Origin of the sequence: Microbacterium sp. zg-YB36 (assembly GCF_024623575.2) — a bacterium.
Lineage (GTDB): Bacteria > Actinomycetota > Actinomycetes > Actinomycetales > Microbacteriaceae > Microbacterium.
The window spans coordinates 857,768-874,762 of sequence record NZ_JANJFD020000001.1 but is presented as its reverse complement, the minus strand read 5'-3'; the positions used below and the strand labels follow the sequence as shown (position 1 = coordinate 874,762).

Below are 16,995 nucleotides of genomic sequence, written 5' to 3'. Positions count from 1 at the left end.
ATGATGCGCCTCGCGCGAGACGGGAGTGTTCCCGCCGTGTGAACGCTCGGTGACGAGTAGCTGTACGCATCCTCGGTACTGTTGATACATGCCGGTGACCCTCCTCGGCGCGGCAGAGATCCGCGCGCTCGCAGCCGAGCTCGACGTCACCCCGACCAAGAAGCTCGGTCAGAATTTCGTCGTCGACGCCAACACGGTGCGCAAGATCGTGCAGGTCGCAGGCGTGAAGCCCGGCGACCGCGTCGTCGAAATCGGCCCTGGCCTGGGGTCGCTGACGCTGGCGATCCTCGAGACCGGGGCGACGGTCATCGCCGTGGAGATCGATCACCGGTTGGCCGAGCGCCTGCCGGTCACCGCCGCCGCGCACCAGGTCGCCGACGGCGCGCTGACGGTCGTCGACGCGGATGCGCTGAAGGTGGTCGAGCTGCCCGGCGACCCCGAGGTGCTCGTGGCGAACCTGCCCTACAACATCAGCGTTCCGGTGCTGCTGCACTTCCTGGAGACCTTCGCCCACCTGAACCGGGGCGTGGTGATGGTGCAAGCCGAAGTGGGGGAGCGCCTGGCGGCATCCCCCGGCACCAAGGCCTACGGGGGACCCAGCGTCAAGGCGTCCTGGTACGGACCGTGGCGGCTGGCCGGCACGGTGTCCCGGCAGGTGTTCTGGCCGATTCCCAACGTCGACAGCGTGCTGGTCGGCTTCCGCCGTGACCCGCAGCCGCGCGGCACCGAGGAAGAGCGCCGCCGCACCTTCGCGATCGTGGATGCCGCCTTCGGCCAGCGCCGCAAGATGCTGCGCCAAGCCCTCTCCGGTGTGCTGGGCGGCAGCGCCGCCGAGGCATCCGCCGTCCTCGAGGCGGCCGGTGTGGCGCCGACCGCCCGCGGCGAGGAATTGGTGGTCGAGGACTTCCTGCGTATCGCGCGCGCGGCGCCCCTCGCGCAGTAGCGTGGGTGGGGTGACACAGACCCCGCGGACCAAGCCCCCTGTCGCCGACCTGCACCGGCCGTATACGGCCGCGGCCGATCGCTACGGATCCGTCGAGTATCGCCGGGTGGGAGCCTCCGGCCTGCGGCTGCCGCCGATCTCGCTCGGACTGTGGTGGAACTTCGGCGACAACGTCCCGTTCGACCGCCAGCGCGAGGTGCTGCGCCACGCGTTCGACATCGGCATCACCCACTTCGACCTGGCCAACAACTACGGCCCGCCGTACGGCGCGGCCGAGACGAACTTCGGCCGCATGATGCGCGAGGACTTCGCGCGCTACCGCGACGAGCTGATCATCTCGTCCAAGGCCGGCTACGACATGTGGTCCGGCCCCTACGGCGACGGCGGCTCGCGCAAGTACCTCCTGGCCAGCGCCGAGCAGTCGCTGCGCCGCATGAACGTCGACTACGTCGACATCTTCTATTCGCACCGCGACGACCCCACCACGCCGCTGGAGGACACGATCGGGGCGCTGCACACCCTCGTGCAGCAGGGTAAGGCGCTGCACGTGGGCATTTCCTCGTACAGCGCACACCGCACCGTCGAGGCCGCCGCGATCGCCCGGAGCCTGGGCACACCGCTGGCGATCCACCAGCCCGCCTACTCCATCGTCAACCGGTGGATCGAGGACGGCCTGACCGGCGCGCTCCAGCAGGAGGGCATGGGAGCGATCGCGTTCTCGCCGCTGTCGCAAGGGGTGCTGACGGACAAGTACCTCTCCGAGGGCGCGGCCGACCGCTCGCTCGAGCGCTGGTCGGTGCCGCGCGATAGCGTCTCGCAGACGGCCCGCGGCCGCCTGCTGGGACTGGATGCCATCGCGAAGGAACGCGGGCAGTCGCTGGCCCAGATGGCGCTGCAGTGGGTGCTGCGCGACGGTGTGGTGGCCTCCGCGCTGGTCGGCGCCTCCCGCCCCGCGCAGCTGGACGAGAACCTCGCCGCGGTCTCGGGCCCCGCCTTCGACACCGAAGAGCTCGAGCGCATCGACGCACTGTCGGACGGCATCGACGTCGGTCTCTGGGACTCGGCGGACAAGTGACGCTGGCCACCTCTGGCGACCGCGTGCACGTACGCGCACCGGGGAAGATCAACGTCTTCTTCGAGGTCGGGGATGTGCAGGACGACGGCTATCACGACGTGGCGTCGGTGTACCAGGCCGTCTCCGCCTACGAAGACGTCTACGCCACGCACGCCGACGGGTTCACGATCTCCGTCGACGGGCTGGTCGACGTCTCGGGCGTTCCGACCGACGACCGCAACCTCGCGGTGCGGGCGGCCCGGCTGCTGGCGCAGGAGATCGGCTACCCCGGGGGCGTGCACCTGGAGATCCACAAGGCCGTCCCGGTAGCCGGCGGCATGGGCGGCGGGTCGGCCGATGCCGCGGCGGCGCTGGTCGCGTGCGACGCGCTGTGGGATGGCGGAGTGTCGCAGGCGCGGATGCAGCGTCTGGCCACCCGCCTGGGCGCCGACGTGCCGTTCGCGCTGATGGGTGGCACCGCGGTCGGCACCGGCCGGGGCGACCAACTCAGCCCGGCGCTGGCCCGCGGCCGCCTGGACTGGGTGATCGTGACGACGTCGGCCGGCCTGTCAACACCCGAGGTCTACCGCGAACTCGACCGACTGCGCGAGCACAGCGCCACCGACATCGCACCGCCCCGAGGCGTGCCCGATGTCGAGCCCGCCGTTCTGCACGCGCTGCGCACCGGTGACGCGGCGGCCGTTGCCGCGGCCGTGCGCAACGACCTGCAGGATGCCGCGTTCTCGCTGCGCCCCGAGCTGGCGGCGCTGCGCGACCTGGGCTGCGACAACGGGGCACTGGCGGGGATCGTGTCCGGTTCGGGTCCCACGGTGGCCTTCCTCGCCGCCGACGCCACCGCCGCACTGGATCTGCGGGTGACTCTGGCGGCGGCCGGGTTCGATGCGCTGACCGTCCACGGGCCGGTCCCCGGAGCCCGTGTCGTGGGCTGACGGCACAATGGGGGGATGATCGATTCCGTGACCAACGCCGCGTGGAAGGCGGCTCCCGTCGACACCGGCTCGCAGCAGACGCTCGCGGCGCGCAACCTGGACTATCGCACCCTCTCGCACGACGGTCCCGCGTACGACGCGTGGCTGCAGGCACTGGCCCGCGGGTTCCAGGACGGTGAGCGCGACGACGAGCAGATCACGGTCAACCGGGAAAGCACCGCCTATCGGCGCCTGACGGGCGTCTACGACTCCGCCGGCCCGATGGCCGAGCTCCCCGTCGCGACCGCCGCGTCATGGATCGGTGAGCTGTCCGTGCCGGGCGGCCGGGGCATCCCCTCCTGCGCCATCACCTCGGTCACCGTCTCGCCGACGCACCGCCGGCGCGGCATCGCCCGGGCGATGCTCGAGGGCGAGCTGCGCGGTGCCGCTGCCGCAGGAGTGCCGATGGCCATGCTCACCGTCAGCGAGTCGACGCTGTACGGCCGCTATGGATTCGCGCCCGCCGCGGCGTCGAGCTCGTGGACGATCGAGACCAAACGCGCCCGCTGGGTCGGCCCGCACCCCACCGGGCGCGTCGACTTCATCCCGCGCGCGAGGATGCGGCAACTGGCGCCGGTGCTGCACGAACGCGCACGGTTGTCGTCGCCGGGCGAGATCGACGTCCCGCTCGGACACTGGGACAACATCGCCGGAACCCGCCCCGATGCCAAGGAGGCCGGCAAGCTCCGCGCGCTGCAGTACGCCGATGCCGATGGCGAGGTCAGCGGACTGGCCGTGTACACCGTCGCGGGAAACGACGACGACTTCACCAAGGCGGCCGTGAGCGTCGTGTATCTGCTGGCGGTCACCGACGACGCGTACGCCGCGCTGTGGCGGTTCCTTCTCGAACTGGACCTCGTGTCCACGGTGAAGGCGCACGAGCAGTCCGTCGACGAGCCGCTGCTGTGGATGATCGACGATCAGCGCGCTGCCACCGTCACGCTGCGCGATCACCAGTACGTGCGCATCCTCGACGTTCCTGAGACGCTGAGCGCCCGCTCCTACGGCGCCCCGGGCCGGTTCGCGCTGGAGGTCTCCGACCCGCTGGACATCGCTGCCGGCCGCTACCTGCTCGACGTCCGCGCCGACGGCCGCGCTACCGTGTCGGCGCTGGACGGCGACGCCCCCGCAGACGCCGTGCCGCTCGCACTGGGGATCCGCGAGCTGTCGGCCGCCTACCTCGGCGGAGTGTCGATCGCGACCCTCGCGCGGGCGGGCTGGGTGCACACGACGGATGCCGCCGCCGCCGCACGCACGTTCGGCTGGCACGTCGCCCCGCGGCTGAGTATTTGGTACTGAGCAGCGGGGTTCACGCTGTCCGAGGCTCCGGCTAGCCTGGACCCCCACCGACGGAAGGAGGCGCGATGAGAGCACGACTGGGTGACACCGTGATCGCCGAGGCGGACGAGGACGACCTCATCAGCATCGAGGGGAATTGGTACTTCCCGCCCGACTCGGTCGCGTGGGAGCTGCTGGAGAAGAGCCCCACTCCCTACACCTGCGCGTGGAAGGGCAATTGCCAGTACTACACCGTCGATGGGCACACCGACAACGCGTTCGCCTACCCGGACCCGCTGCCGAGCGCGATCGACCGGGTCGGCAAAGACTTCTCCGGCTACGTCGCGTTCTGGCAGGACGTTCAGGTCGGGCGCTGAGCGTGATCGAGTTCCGAGGCGTCGCGAAATCCTTTTCCGACGGCACCCGCGCCGTCGAGGACTTCTCGCTGCAGATCCCTCCGCACCGCACGACGGTGTTCGTCGGGTCGTCCGGCTGCGGCAAGACGACGCTGCTGCGCATGATCAACCGGATGGTGGAACCCACCGCAGGCACGATCACGATCGACGGCGAGGACATCGCCACCCGGTCGCCGGTGGCGCTGCGGCGCAGCATCGGTTATGTCATGCAGAACTCCGGACTGCTGCCGCACCTCACGGTCGCCGCCAATATCGCCACGGTGCCGCGCTTGAACGGTGTCGCCCGTGGTCCGGCACGTGAGCGCGCGCTGGAGCTGATGGGGACGGTGGGGCTGGACGGTGCGATGGCCGACCGCTACCCGAGTCAGCTGTCCGGTGGTCAGCAGCAACGGGTGGGGGTGGCCCGCGCGCTGGCGGCCGAGCCGAACATCCTGCTGATGGACGAGCCGTTCGGCGCCGTCGACCCGATCGTCCGCGCGGAGCTGCAGGACGAGCTCACGCGGCTGCAGCGCGAGATCGGCAAGACGATCGTGTTCGTCACGCACGACATCGACGAGGCGTTCTTCCTCGGCGACCAGGTCGTCATCCTGGAACGGGGTGCGCGCATCGCGCAGCGGGGCACACCGGACGAGATCCGGCAGGGTCCGGCGTCGCCCTTCGTCGAGGCGTTCGTCGGCGCGCGGGAGCGGCGCGCTCCGTGAACTGGATCCTCGATAACCTCGGGCTCATCGCAGAGCTGTCGCTCGAACATGTGCGTCAGAGCGTGATCCCGGTCGTGCTGGGGCTCGTGTGCGCCGTGCCGCTGGGGTGGATCGCGTGGCGCTACCGGCTCGTGCGGGGGAGCCTGCTCACCCTGAGCGGACTGCTGTACACCATCCCCTCGCTGGCACTGCTGGCCCTGCTGCCCGGCATCCTCGGAATCAGCATCCTCAGCGAGGTCAACCTCCTCGTCGCCCTCACCCTGTACGCCGTCGCGCTGCTGACGCGGTCGGTGGCCGACGGGTTCGACGCCGTCGACCCCGACGCCCGCCTGGCGGCCGTCGCGATGGGGTACGGGCCGGCGCGCAGGTTCTGGGGAGTCGACCTGCCGCTTGCGGGTCCCGTCATCTTGGCGGGACTGCGCGTCGCCGCCGTCAGCACCGTGTCGCTGGCCACCGTCGGCGTGCTCATCGGGGTGACCAACCTCGGCTATCTGTTCACCAACGGGCTGCAGCGGCGGATCATCCCCGAGGTGCTCGCCGGTGTCGTCGCCGTCATGCTCATCGCGGTCATCATCGATCTGCTGCTGGTGGTCGCGGGGCGCCTGCTCCTGCCGTGGAGCAGCGGCGGTGCACGCCGCCGCGCAGCGCGCGTGCGCCTCGTCGCCTCGGCGGCGGAGGTGCCGGCATGAATCTCTTCGCCGAGGCGCTCGCCTGGATCTTCGCACCGGAGCAGTGGACCGGCCCGGCATCCATCGGCGCCGCCCTTGCGGTGCATCTCTGGTACACCGGCGTGGCCGTCGTCATCGCCGCGATCATCGCGGTGCCGCTGGGCTGGCTCATCGGCCACACCGGGCGCGGGCGGGAGATCGCGGTGGTGATCTCGGGGGCGGCGCGCGCCGTGCCGTCGTTCGGTCTGCTGATTCTGCTGGTGCTGCTGTTCGGCGTGCTCAATCGCCCCGAAGCCGGCGTCGTGACCTTCGTGCTGCTGGCGATCCCGTCGATCCTCGCCGGTGCCTACGCGGGGGTCGAGGCCATCGACCGGGCCGTGCTCGATTCCGGGCGCGCGATGGGGATGACCCAGTGGCAGGTCCTCTGGCGCATCGAGGTGCCCCTCGGACTGCCGTTGCTGGTGGCGGGACTGCGCTCGGCCACCCTTCAGGTGGTCGCGACGGTCACGATCGCCGCCTACGTCGCACTCGGCGGCCTGGGGCAGTACATCATCGCCGGCATCCCGTTGCGCCGTTATGACATGGTGCTCGGCGGCGCATTGCTGATCATCGCCCTCGCACTGTTGCTGGATCTGCTCTTCGCGGTCCTGCAGCGTACAGCGGTGCCGCGCGGGCTTCGCGCCGGACGCGCCGCGCGTGACACCGGGCGCGCATCAGCCGCGCGCACCGCCACGTCCCACACCCCCGTTCCGTCCTGACACGCACTGAGGAGACCTCATGCCCATCACCCCTACCCCGCGCCGCCTGCTCGGCGCCGCCACCGCCATCGCCCTCGCCGCGGCCCTGCTGGCCGGCTGCGCCTCATCAGACCCGCTCGAGGCCGAAACCGGCGGTGAGACCGGGGATGCCGAGGCGATCGTCATCGGCTCGCAGGCGTACTACTCGAACGAGATCATCGCCGAGATCTACGCCCAAGCGCTGGAGAACGCCGGCTACACGGTGGAGCGCTCGTTCAACATCGGCCAGCGCGACGCCTACATGCCGGAGGTCGAAAGCGGTGCGATCGACCTGTTCCCGGAGTACAGCGGCAACCTGTTGCAGTACTTCGAGCCCGAGACCGAGGCGCGTACCCCCGATGACGTCTACGCGGCGCTGGTCGGGGCGCTGCCGGAGGGCATCACCGTGCTGGAGCAGTCCGACGCGAGCGACCAGGACTCCTACACGGTGACGGCCGCTTTCGCCGCGGAGAACGGCCTGACGAGCATCGCCGACCTCGCCGGTGTCACCGTGCCCCTCACCCTCGGCGGCCCGCCGGAGCTCGCCGAGCGCCCCTACGGGCCCAGTGGCCTCGCCGACACGTACGGTGTCGAGGTCGCCTTCGAAGCCACCGGGGACACCACGGTCGAATCCCTCGTGGCGGGCGAAGTGAACATCGCCAACGTCTTCACGGCCGACCCGCGCATTCAGACACAGGATCTGGTCGTGCTCGAAGACCCCGAAGGGTTGTTCCTGGCCTCCAACGTGGTGCCCGTGGTCAATGCGGAACTCGCCGATGAACTGGCCGAGGTGATCGACCCCATCAGCGCCGCGTTGACACCGGAAGGGCTCGTGGCGCTGAACGTGCAGAGCACCGAGGACCAGATGTCCCCGGAGGACATCGCCACCGCGTGGCTCGAGGAGAACGACCTGCTGTGAGCTGCGCTACAGGCGGGTGACGATGCGCTCGCGGTCGAATCGGGCCACGACGAGGACGAACGCCACGACGTCGACGACGAGGAGCACGGCGGCGGTGATGAGCGCCACCGTCACATCGAAAAGCATGAGTCCGGTCGACTGACCGATCACGAGGGCGAGGATCGGCAACACGACGAACATCGCCGTGCCCTGAGCGCCCTGCATCGTGCTGGAGTGCGCCGAGACCGCCACGATCAGGCTCGTCGCGAGGAAACCCACGAGCGGCACGAGGATCACGATGATCACGGCCCAGGTCCAGGTCGGGAAGAACACACCGCCCATCATCGGTGCGCCGAGAGTGTTGACGATGGTCGCGTAGAGGAGGAAGGCGACCCAGGTGAGCACCACGGCGGGGATGACCGAGCCGAGCACCTTCGCGAGGACGAGTTCGCGGGTGCTCAGCGGTGAGTAGAGCAGGCCCTCGATCGTGCGTCGTTCCTTCTCGCCGACGAGGCTCGAGCTGGCGGTGATGCTGGCGATCATGACCGGGATCAGCAGGAAGAAGGGCGCCATGAAGTAGACGATGACCGCGTAGGCGACGGTCTGCTCTGCGGAGAAACCGGCCGGCACGATCCCGGGCGGCAGGTTGCCGATGAAGCTCTGCAGCCCGCCGATGGTCGACGTGGGAACGCTGGTGTTGCCCAGCAGCAGCACCGCCGAGGGGATGACCGCCGCGAACAGCAGCGGGATGATCACGAGCGGGGCGATCACCTGCTTGTCTCGGGAGATTTCGAGCCAGTCCTTGCGGATCACCGCCCAGACACGTTGCCGGTCGATCATGCGATGCCCCCTTCGTCGAGCGTGGCGAAGTAGAACTGCTCGATCGTCGGCACCTCGGGGATCACCGCGCGCACCGGGACGCCGCCGCGCACCAGAGCGGCGACGACGACCGGGACGACGCCGTCGTCGGCGGATGAGAAACCGAGGCGGCCGTCGGTGTCGACCTCCGGCGGCGATCCCGTGACGGATGCCACGAGCTCGGCCGCGCGGGGGAGGGCGCTGCCTACGGTGAGCCAGTACCGGCGGTCGGGCCAACGGTGCGCGAGCAGCTCGTCCACCACGCCGCATGCGAGCAGCCGTCCGCCGCGGATGATCCCGATGTCGTCGCACAGCGACTCCAGGCCGTGCAGCTGGTGGGTGCAGATGATCACCGTCGTGTTCAGCGACCGGATCATGCGCTTGAGATAGCCGATGAGGTCGGCGGCCGCTTCGGGGTCCAGACCCGCCGTCGGCTCATCGAGGAAGAGCAGTTCCGGCTCGTGCATCACCGCGCGGCCGACAGCCAGCTTCTGCCGCATCCCCTTGCTGAACTCACCGACGAGGGAACCGGCGCGCTCCTGCAGGCCGAGCACGGTGAGCACCTCGTCGATGCGATCGTCCATTACCCGGCGGTCGATGCCGTAGAGCGCGCCCCACGTGCGCAGGTTCTCCCGGGCGCTGAGGGTCTCATAGAGGTTCGTGTCGGTCTGCACTCCGATCCGGCGGCGGAGCCGGTCGGCCGCGGCGGGGGTCACCCGCTCACCGAAGAGCGTGATGTCGCCGCGGTCCGGGGTCAGCAGTCCCGTGAGCAGCCGCACGGTGGTCGTCTTGCCTGACCCGTTGGGCCCGAGAAGGCCGAAGGCACGCCCGCGGGCGACGCTGAAGGACAGATCCGAGACCACATCACGATCGCCGAATCGCTTTGAGAGCCCCGCGGCCTGCACGATGACGGTTGATTGGTCACCGGGCTCCGGTGCCGGCATCGGAGGGCGCAACGGCTGCGAGGTCATGAGGTGTGGGGTGCGGCATCGGGCTCGGCGGGTGCCGAGGGGGAATCGGACAGCCACACGCGGCGCAGCCCCGCGCGCAGCGGCACGACGACGACGGCGAGGGAGGCCGCGATGGCCAGGGGCAGCGCCGCGACGGTGAGCAGTGCCTACCGACCCTGCGGTGCGCGGGCATCGGCGAGGGTGGCCGCGACGACGCCGGCGGAGATCACGGCGAGCGAGGTCGCCGTTGCGGTGCGCACCAGGCGATCCTCGGTCGGGGCGCTGCGGCGCTGTGCCCACAGCGCCGGTACCGCGCCGAGCGCGAGATCCGCGAGCAGCGCCCACCGGGGTGCGTGCTCCTGCGCACGACCGCCCAAGTCGAATCCCGCGGCCACCGTCGGCGGGAGGGCTCGCCAGGTGGCCGCAATGACGGCCGCCGTCGTGCCGGCGATGACCAGCGGCACCGCGTGGGCCTGGTGGAGCCGGCGCTGCGGGATGGCCGCGAGCACATCGTCGCCGGTGTCGTCGGGGCGGATGAGGCCCAGGCGCACCGCGACGGCGCCGAGGTTGAGTGTCCACCCGATCCCGAGCAGGCGCGGGACGAACAGTTTCGGGTTCGCCGGATCCCAGGTGCGGGAGCGCACCTCGGCGCTCATCGGGCCGCGCAGTTCGACTGGCAAGCCGAGCAGGCGCCAGCGCGGCCCGGCCGTCGCGGTGTCATCGGCGAGGGCATCGGTCAGCTCGTGCGCGTATGCCGCCGGGTCGCCCAGCGCGGTCACCGGATCGAGGCCGGCCTGGGCGAGCTCGTCGAGCTGCGCCGACAGGGCACTCAGCGCCCGGCGCCGGTCCGGGCGGGGCACGCGATGAAGGTGCGCGCGCACGGCACCCAGGTAGTCGGTCGCGCTCATGGCGTCCCCTCGAGGATCTCGGTCATGGCGCCGCTGAGCGCCGCCCAGGCGTCGGCTCCGGCAGACAGCGAGTCGCGGCCCGCCGGGGTCAGTCGGTAGTACTTGCGCGGCGGACCGCCGGCAGCCTCCGCCCACCGGGTGCCGACCAGGCCCGACTTGTCGAGCCGCGCCAGCAGAGGGTAGACGGTGCCGGGGGTCGCCGTCAGCGCGGGGTACGCATTCAGCCGTTCGATGATCTCGATCGCGTAGCACTCCTCGCGCCCGAGCACCGCAAGGATCGCAAGCTCGAGCACGCCCTTGCGGAGTTGGACCACGCGGTCACTAGTTGGCATAACATACATCCTTGCAGTGCAAGGTACCTGCGGTCAAGAAGGCCGGCGGCCCGCCGGAGGCGATTCAGCCGAGTTCTTCGCCGAGTTCGAGCCACCGCTGCTCGAGCTCGGCGATCTGGGTCGCCTGCTCCTCACGCCGGCGGTACAGGTCGCTGACCTCGTCGTGCGGGGTGTCCGATGCCGCGCTGGCGATCTTCACGTCCACGTCGTTCAGGACGGCCTGGAGCTTTCCGATCTTGCGGTCCAGCGCCGACAGTTCCTTCTCCGCGGTGCGGCGGTCGGCGCCCGAGAGCGACGAGGTGGATGCCTTCGGTGCGGGCGCCGCGGCGGGTGCGGCCTCGGCGGCGCGTTGCTGGGCGTGCCGCAGCCGCAGGTACTCGTCGATGCCGCCGGGCAGGTGCCGCAGGTGGCGGTCGAGGATCGCGTACTGCTGGTCGGTGACGCGCTCCAGGAAGTACCGGTCGTGCGAGACGACCAGCAGAGTGCCCGCCCACGAGTCGAGCAGCTCCTCGATCGCGGCGAGCATGTCGGTGTCGAGGTCGTTGGTCGGCTCGTCGAGGATCAGCACGTTGGGCTGCTCCAGCAGGATCAGCAGCAGCTGAAGTCGGCGCTTCTGACCGCCCGACAGGTCCTTCACCGGGGTCGACAGCTGCGCGCTGGAAAAGCCCATGCGCTCCAAGAGCTGGCCGGGGGTCAGTTCCTGCTCCTTCGAGCCGGTGCCCATCGTGTAGCTGGTGCGCAGCCGCGAGATCACGACGCGTACCGGTTCGTGCAGGTGAGGGTCGAGTTCATCCATGCGCTGGGTGAGCGTGGCGACCTTGACGGTCTTGCCGCGCTTGACCTGTCCGGACGTGGGCTCGACGGTGCCGGCGATGAGCCCGAGCAGCGTGGACTTGCCGGCTCCGTTGACCCCGAGGATGCCGGTGCGCTCACCGGGAGCGATGCGCCACTCCACTTCGTGCAGCACTTCGCGCGGTTCGCCGGTGGGGGAGTCCTGCGACGGGTAGGACACCGACACGTCCAGCAGGTCGACGACGTCCTTGCCCAGCCGGGAGACGGCCAGCGACTGCAGTGCGACGCGGTCGCGCAGCTCGGGCACGTCGGCGATGAGCTCGTTGGCCGCGTCGATGCGGAACTTGGGCTTGGCGGTGCGGGCGGGGGCGCCGCGGCGCAGCCAGGCGAGCTCCTTGCGGGCGAGGTTCTGGCGTCGGGCTTCGACGACCGATGACTGGCGGTCGCGCTCCACGCGCTGCAGCACGTAGGCGGCGTAACCGCCGTCAAAGGGCTCCACGACGCGGTCGTGCACCTCCCACGTGCGGGTGCAGACCTCGTCGAGGAACCAGCGATCGTGGGTGACCACCAGCAAGGCCCCGCTGTTACCGGCCCACCGGCGCTTGAGGTGCTCGGCGAGCCACGCGATGCCCTCGACGTCGAGGTGGTTGGTCGGCTCATCGAGCATGATGACGTCCCAGTCGCCCGACAGCAGCTGCGCCAGGGCCACCCGGCGCCGCTGGCCACCGGACAGCGTGCCGATCTCGGCATCCCACGGCAGGTCGCTGGCCAGCCCCGCGACGACCTCGCGGGTGAGCGGGTCGCCGGCCCATTCGTATTCGGCGCGGTCGCCGACGATCGCCGCCGACACCGTCAGGTCGTCGGGGAGCTTGTCGGCCTGGTCGAGCACACCGATGCGCACGCCGCCGCGCACGGTCACCCGGCCGGCGTCGGGGGTGCGGCGACCGGCGAGCATCGCCATCAGGCTCGACTTGCCGTCGCCGTTGCGGCCGACGATGCCGATGCGGTCACCTTCGTCGACGCCGATCGAGACGCCGTCGAAGACGACTTTGGTCGGATATTCGAGATGCAGGGCCTCGGCCCCCAGAAGATGCGCCATATTCCTTCCAGCGTAGGCTCCGCCGGGCCATGCGCGGACCGCCGGCCGGTGCGGCCGGTGCGGTTCAGGCGTCGAAGCCGAGGCTCAGCTTGCGCAGCAGCGCAGCCAGCCGATCCCGGTCGGCGCGCGACAGGGCCGACAGCAGCGTCGCCTCCGCGTCGACCAGCCGGGTGATCGCGGCATCCACGCGCGTCTGCCCGTCGCCGGTGAGGGTCACCAGCACGCTGCGGCCGTCGGCGGGGTCGCCCTCGCGGCGCACCAGTCCGCGGTCGACGAGGCGGTCGATGCGGTTGGTCATGGTGCCGCTGGAGACCAGCGTCTGCTGCAGCAACTGCTTGGGGCTGAGTTGAAACGGGTCGCCCGCGCGGCGCAGAGCGGAGAGAACATCCCACTCCCACGGCTCCAGGTCGCTGCGGCGGAACGCCTCCCGGCGCGCCCGATCGAGGTGGCGGGAGAGGCGATCCACCCTGGAGAGCACCTCGAGCGGGGAGAAATCCAGGTCGGGGCGCTGGGTGATCCACGCGCCGACGATGCGGTCGACCTCATCCGTGCCTTGAGCCATCCCGCCATTATCGCCGGTAGGTGTCATCACGGTTCGGTAACGGATGCCGGCAACCCCTTTCCGGCCCCCTGGCCGCGCGAGCAGACTGTGACCGGTCACAGCACGTGCCCTTTCGATGGAGATCGGAGCCCTCATGCGCGCACGCTCAACCACTCGGTGGATGCGAGGCGTGGCCGCGGTCGCGACTGCCGCCCTGATCGCGACGGGCGCTGCCATCCCGGCCGCCGCCGACGACGGCCCCGTCGAGGCGGGCATCGTCGTCAAGAAGGTCGAGGGGCTGCCGGCCGACTTCATCCACGGTGCCGATGTCTCCTCCGCCATCGCGCTGGAGGAATCAGGCGTGGTCTTCCGCGACACCTCGGGCAACCCCGCCGACCTGTTCGACGTGCTCGCGGACGCGGGCGTGACCGACGTGCGGGTGCGCGTGTGGAACGACCCGTTCGACGCGGCGGGCAACGGCTACGGCGGCGGTGACAACGACGTCGCCCGCGCGGTCGAGATCGGCCAGCGCGCCACGGCTGCCGGGCTCGGCGTGCTGGTGGACTTCCACTACTCCGACTTCTGGGCCGACCCCGCCAAGCAGCAGGCGCCGAAGGCGTGGGCGGGGTTCACGGCAGACCAGACCGCGGCAGCCGTGGAGGACTTCACCGCCGCGGCGCTGGCCGACTTCGTCGCCGCGGGCGTCGACGTGCGGATGGTGCAGATCGGCAACGAGACCAACGGGGCCGTGGCCGGACTCACCGGCTGGCCCGACATGGCGAAGGTCTTCTCCGCCGGGTCCACCGCTGTGCGCACCGTCATCCCTGAGGCCGAGGTCGTGGTGCACTTCACAAACCCCGAAACCGCCGGCCGATACGCCGGGTACGCGCAGAACCTCGCCGATCGGGGCGTGGACTACGACGTGTTCGCGTCGTCGTACTACCCGTTCTGGCACGGCACGCTGGCGAACCTCACCTCCGTGCTCAGCGACGTGGCCGACACCCACGGCAAGCAGGTCATGGTCGCCGAGACATCCTGGGCGTACACGCTCGAAGACGGCGATGGGCACGGCAACGTCGTCGATCTGCCGTCCGAGGCGACGCAGTACCCGGTGAGCGTGCAGGGTCAGGCCACCGCGCTGCGCGACGTCATGCAGGCAGTCGTCGACGTCGGCGACGCCGGCATCGGCGTGTTCTATTGGGAGCCGGCCTGGCTGCCGGTCGGACCGCCCGAACAGCTCGAGGCGAATCGCGTGCTGTGGGAGACCCACGGCTCGGGGTGGGCGTCCAGCTTCGCGGGGGAGTACGACCCGCACGACGCGGGGCAGTGGTTCGGCGGCTCGGCGTGGGACAACCAGGCACTGTTCGACCACTCGGGTGTGCCGCTGGAGTCGCTGCAGACGTTCCGCTATGCCCGCACCGGGGCCGTAGCGCCGCGCGAGGTGACCAGTGTGGAGCAGCCCACCCTCACGGTGACCGCCGGGACGGAGATCACTCTGCCGGCCACCGTGGCGGTGACCTACAACGACGGTTCGGTGCAGCCCGAGGCGGTGACGTGGTCGGATGCCGCCGATTGGATCGACGGCCCCGGCAGCTACCGGGTCTCCGGCGTCACCGCGTCGGGGCACGCCACGACGGCGACCATCACGGTGCTCGCGCTGAACGCGCTGGCAAACCCCGGGTTCGAAGACGCCGACCTCACGATGTGGGCCCGCACCGGCACGCTGACGCTCCGTTCGACCGATGACCCCCGCAGCGGTGCGCGGTCGGCGCACTTCTACTCCGCCGCGCCGTTCGCCTTCACGCTGTCGCAGACCGTGACGGGCCTGGATGCCGGCACCTATTCGGCCTCTGCCGCACTGCAGGGAGATGGGGAAGGCACCACCGGCACCGTGGCGCTGGAGCTCACGACTTCGTCGGGGCAGTCGGCGAGGGCTGCCTTCGCCCTGTCGGGCTGGCGCAACTGGTCGGTGCCGGAAACGGATGCCGTCACGATCGCGGCAGGCGAGACGATCACCGTCACGGTGACCGCCGAGCTGCCCGGAGGTGCGTGGGGGACACTCGACGACTTCGTACTGTCACCGGTCACCGGCGACGGTGCCGACGTGTCCGACCTGGAAGACGCTGTCGCACGTGCCGCGGCCGTGGACCGCGGCATCGTCACCGCCGCCTCCCTCGCCGTGCTCGACGATGCCCTGGAGATCGCCGGCATCGTGCTGGGGGCCGACACTCCCGCCGCCGATCGCGTGGCCGAAGCGACCGCTCTGGTCGAGGGCGCCCTGGCCCAGCTCGTGCTCACCGGCGCGGAGCCGCCCGCCGTCATCGCCCCGGTCGAGGTGACCGTCGTCGAGGGCGAGGCCATCGACCTGCCCGACACGGTGCGCCGCACCGCATGGAACGGTGTCGTCGACACCGTCCCGGTGGTCTGGTCCGACGCCGTCGACTGGATCTCCGGCCCCGGGGTGTACACCATCGCCGGGACCGCCGGCCAGGCTCCCGCCGTGGCCCGCATCACCGTCACCGAGCGCCAGTGGCTCCTCGACGGCGGGTTCGAAGGCGACGGCGGTGCGTGGACGGTGGCCGGATCGGGAGCGTCGATCACGGCGACCGCCGATGCCGCCGAAGGCGCCCGCGCGGTCAGCTTCTGGAGCGACGCGGCCTACCGCTTCGATGTCACCCAGCAGATCTCCGGCATCACCCCGGGCGTCTATGCCCTCTCCGCCACCGCGCAGGGCGATGGCGAAGCCGCCGGGGACGCCCTGGCGGTCGTGGCATCCACCGCCGCGGGTGAGACGACGGCGCCGCTGCCGCTGGACGGCTGGCAGGCGTTCGGCACGGCGACGACGGCCCCCCTCGTGGTCGGCGAGGGCGAAGTGCTCACCGTCGGTGTCACCGCAGCACTGAGCGCCGGCGCGTGGGGCACTGTCGACGATCTGCGCCTGGTGCGTGCCGGTGAGCGGACCGACACCACCGCCCTCGAAGCGGACATCATCGCCGCTGTCGCGCTGGATCCCGCCGCGTACACGACGGCGTCGTGGGCACGGCTGGCCGAGGCCATCGCGATCGGGCGCGTCGTGAGCGACGCGCAGTGGCCCACCGCCGACGCCGTCGACCAGGCGCGCGCGCTGCTGGCGGAGGCGACCACGCTGCTGGTGCGGCGTGACGCCGACGCATCCACCCGCGCCCCGGGCGTCGGCGTGCTGTCCCACGACAACGGCTGGGGCACCGGGCTGCGCGACGGCGACTTCACGGTGCACATGAACCTGTGGTGGGGCGTGAACGGATCGTCGTTCCGCCTGTACGAGAACGGCGTGCTGGTCTCGGTGCAGCCGCTGACCTACCGCCGCACGACCGCGCAGAGCGCGTCGGTGCCGATCACCGGCAAGGTCGACGGCACGTATGTGTACACCGGGGAGATCGTCAACGCGTCCGGGGTCACCGCGACCCGCCCGGTCACCGTGACGGTGACCGACGCCGCGCCCGGCAAGCCGGTCCTGCGCCACGACAACTGGAACCGCGACGGGGAGTACACGGTGACCGCGGACCTGTGGTGGGGCACCAACGCGACCGGCTACCGCTTCTTCCAAGACGGTGCGCTCGTGGCCGAGGGGACGCTGGAGGCTCGGACGCCCCGCGCCCAGCAGGCCCGGCTCGACGTGAACGGCGCCACGCGCGGAACGCACGTGTACCGGGTGGAGTTCATCGGGCCCGGCGGGGTGACCAGCAGCGCCCCGCTGAAGATCTCGGTCACCCGCTGAAGATCTCGGTCATCCGCTGACGAGCCCTCTGGCAG

General features: G+C 70.8%; 16 protein-coding genes. 10 read left to right on the top strand and 6 right to left on the bottom strand.

The window, feature by feature from the left end:
- The first annotated feature begins 88 nt into the window (after positions 1 to 88).
- From rsmA to NQ151_RS04340, 9 genes are all read left to right on the top strand, one after another.
- Positions 89 to 943 (top strand): 16S rRNA (adenine(1518)-N(6)/adenine(1519)-N(6))-dimethyltransferase RsmA, encoded by an 855-nt coding sequence (gene rsmA / locus NQ151_RS04380; RefSeq protein ID WP_257508424.1) that lies wholly within the window; start codon positions 89 to 91, stop codon positions 941 to 943.
- A gap of 10 nt (positions 944 to 953) precedes the next feature.
- Positions 954 to 2,018 (top strand): aldo/keto reductase, encoded by a 1,065-nt coding sequence (locus NQ151_RS04375; RefSeq protein ID WP_285169134.1) that lies wholly within the window; start codon positions 954 to 956, stop codon positions 2,016 to 2,018.
- Positions 2,015 to 2,947 carry a 4-(cytidine 5'-diphospho)-2-C-methyl-D-erythritol kinase gene (locus tag NQ151_RS04370; protein ID WP_257508425.1) on the top strand — a complete coding sequence of 311 codons (933 nt, stop codon included), beginning with the start codon at positions 2,015 to 2,017 and terminating at the stop codon, positions 2,945 to 2,947. Before NQ151_RS04375 ends, NQ151_RS04370 begins: the two co-directional genes overlap by 4 nt.
- A gap of 15 nt (positions 2,948 to 2,962) precedes the next feature.
- A complete protein-coding gene (locus NQ151_RS04365; RefSeq protein WP_257527116.1) occupies positions 2,963 to 4,285 on the top strand; it encodes a GNAT family N-acetyltransferase in 1,323 nt (440 codons plus the stop codon).
- A gap of 65 nt (positions 4,286 to 4,350) precedes the next feature.
- Positions 4,351 to 4,641, top strand: coding sequence for a DUF427 domain-containing protein (locus NQ151_RS04360; RefSeq protein ID WP_257527115.1), 291 nt, complete (start codon positions 4,351 to 4,353; stop codon positions 4,639 to 4,641).
- A 2-nt stretch (positions 4,642 to 4,643) separates the two neighbouring features.
- Entirely contained in the window at positions 4,644 to 5,381 is a 738-nt protein-coding gene (locus NQ151_RS04355; protein ID WP_257508428.1) for an ABC transporter ATP-binding protein, read from the top strand.
- Positions 5,378 to 6,070, top strand: coding sequence for an ABC transporter permease (locus NQ151_RS04350; protein WP_257527114.1), 693 nt, complete (start codon positions 5,378 to 5,380; stop codon positions 6,068 to 6,070). Before NQ151_RS04355 ends, NQ151_RS04350 begins: the two co-directional genes overlap by 4 nt.
- Positions 6,067 to 6,807, top strand: coding sequence for an ABC transporter permease (locus NQ151_RS04345; RefSeq protein WP_257527113.1), 741 nt, complete (start codon positions 6,067 to 6,069; stop codon positions 6,805 to 6,807). Before NQ151_RS04350 ends, NQ151_RS04345 begins: the two co-directional genes overlap by 4 nt.
- A 19-nt stretch (positions 6,808 to 6,826) precedes the next feature.
- Complete coding sequence (locus tag NQ151_RS04340; protein WP_257527112.1) at positions 6,827 to 7,744, top strand: ABC transporter substrate-binding protein; 918 nt, start codon at positions 6,827 to 6,829, stop codon at positions 7,742 to 7,744.
- A gap of 6 nt (positions 7,745 to 7,750) precedes the next feature.
- Here the strand turns inward: NQ151_RS04340 and NQ151_RS04335 are convergent, their stop codons facing one another.
- The 6 genes from NQ151_RS04335 to NQ151_RS04310 all read right to left on the bottom strand — a co-directional run bounded on the left by NQ151_RS04335 (position 7,751) and on the right by NQ151_RS04310 (position 13,224).
- Positions 7,751 to 8,563 (bottom strand): ABC transporter permease subunit, encoded by an 813-nt coding sequence (locus tag NQ151_RS04335; RefSeq protein WP_257527111.1) that lies wholly within the window; start codon positions 8,561 to 8,563, stop codon positions 7,751 to 7,753.
- Positions 8,560 to 9,525 carry an ABC transporter ATP-binding protein gene (locus NQ151_RS04330; RefSeq protein ID WP_257527110.1) on the bottom strand — a complete coding sequence of 322 codons (966 nt, stop codon included), beginning with the start codon at positions 9,523 to 9,525 and terminating at the stop codon, positions 8,560 to 8,562. The genes NQ151_RS04335 and NQ151_RS04330 overlap by 4 nt, the downstream gene beginning before the upstream one ends.
- Positions 9,526 to 9,698: 173 nt before the next feature.
- Positions 9,699 to 10,439, bottom strand: coding sequence for a DUF5808 domain-containing protein (locus NQ151_RS04325; protein WP_257527109.1), 741 nt, complete (start codon positions 10,437 to 10,439; stop codon positions 9,699 to 9,701).
- A complete protein-coding gene (locus tag NQ151_RS04320; protein WP_257508435.1) occupies positions 10,436 to 10,771 on the bottom strand; it encodes a PadR family transcriptional regulator in 336 nt (111 codons plus the stop codon). The genes NQ151_RS04325 and NQ151_RS04320 overlap by 4 nt, the downstream gene beginning before the upstream one ends.
- Positions 10,772 to 10,835: 64 nt before the next feature.
- Positions 10,836 to 12,662 (bottom strand): ABC-F family ATP-binding cassette domain-containing protein, encoded by a 1,827-nt coding sequence (locus NQ151_RS04315; protein ID WP_257527108.1) that lies wholly within the window; start codon positions 12,660 to 12,662, stop codon positions 10,836 to 10,838.
- A 64-nt stretch (positions 12,663 to 12,726) separates the two neighbouring features.
- Positions 12,727 to 13,224 (bottom strand): MarR family winged helix-turn-helix transcriptional regulator, encoded by a 498-nt coding sequence (locus NQ151_RS04310; protein WP_257508437.1) that lies wholly within the window; start codon positions 13,222 to 13,224, stop codon positions 12,727 to 12,729.
- Positions 13,225 to 13,384: 160 nt separating this feature from the next.
- On the opposite strand from NQ151_RS04310, the gene NQ151_RS04305 reads away from it, so the two are divergent.
- Entirely contained in the window at positions 13,385 to 16,960 is a 3,576-nt protein-coding gene (locus NQ151_RS04305; protein ID WP_502883566.1) for a glycosyl hydrolase 53 family protein, read from the top strand.
- Positions 16,961 to 16,995: the final 35 nt, after the last annotated feature.

What these genes read in the sequence shown, in the direction of transcription:
- rsmA (WP_257508424.1), top strand. Translation starts at nt 89, where the DNA reads ATGCCGGTGACCCTCCTCGGCGCGGCAGAGATCCGCGCGCTCGCAGCC.
- NQ151_RS04365 (WP_257527116.1), top strand. Translation starts at nt 2,963, where the DNA reads ATGATCGATTCCGTGACCAACGCCGCGTGGAAGGCGGCTCCCGTCGAC.
- NQ151_RS04360 (WP_257527115.1), top strand. Translation starts at nt 4,351, where the DNA reads ATGAGAGCACGACTGGGTGACACCGTGATCGCCGAGGCGGACGAGGAC.
- NQ151_RS04345 (WP_257527113.1), top strand. Translation starts at nt 6,067, where the DNA reads ATGAATCTCTTCGCCGAGGCGCTCGCCTGGATCTTCGCACCGGAGCAG.
- NQ151_RS04340 (WP_257527112.1), top strand. Translation starts at nt 6,827, where the DNA reads ATGCCCATCACCCCTACCCCGCGCCGCCTGCTCGGCGCCGCCACCGCC.
- NQ151_RS04335 (WP_257527111.1), bottom strand. Translation starts at nt 8,563, where the DNA reads ATGATCGACCGGCAACGTGTCTGGGCGGTGATCCGCAAGGACTGGCTC.
- NQ151_RS04330 (WP_257527110.1), bottom strand. Translation starts at nt 9,525, where the DNA reads ATGCCGGCACCGGAGCCCGGTGACCAATCAACCGTCATCGTGCAGGCC.
- NQ151_RS04325 (WP_257527109.1), bottom strand. Translation starts at nt 10,439, where the DNA reads ATGAGCGCGACCGACTACCTGGGTGCCGTGCGCGCGCACCTTCATCGC.
- NQ151_RS04320 (WP_257508435.1), bottom strand. Translation starts at nt 10,771, where the DNA reads ATGCCAACTAGTGACCGCGTGGTCCAACTCCGCAAGGGCGTGCTCGAG.
- NQ151_RS04315 (WP_257527108.1), bottom strand. Translation starts at nt 12,662, where the DNA reads ATGGCGCATCTTCTGGGGGCCGAGGCCCTGCATCTCGAATATCCGACC.
- NQ151_RS04310 (WP_257508437.1), bottom strand. Translation starts at nt 13,224, where the DNA reads ATGGCTCAAGGCACGGATGAGGTCGACCGCATCGTCGGCGCGTGGATC.
- NQ151_RS04305 (WP_502883566.1), top strand. Translation starts at nt 13,385, where the DNA reads ATGCGAGGCGTGGCCGCGGTCGCGACTGCCGCCCTGATCGCGACGGGC.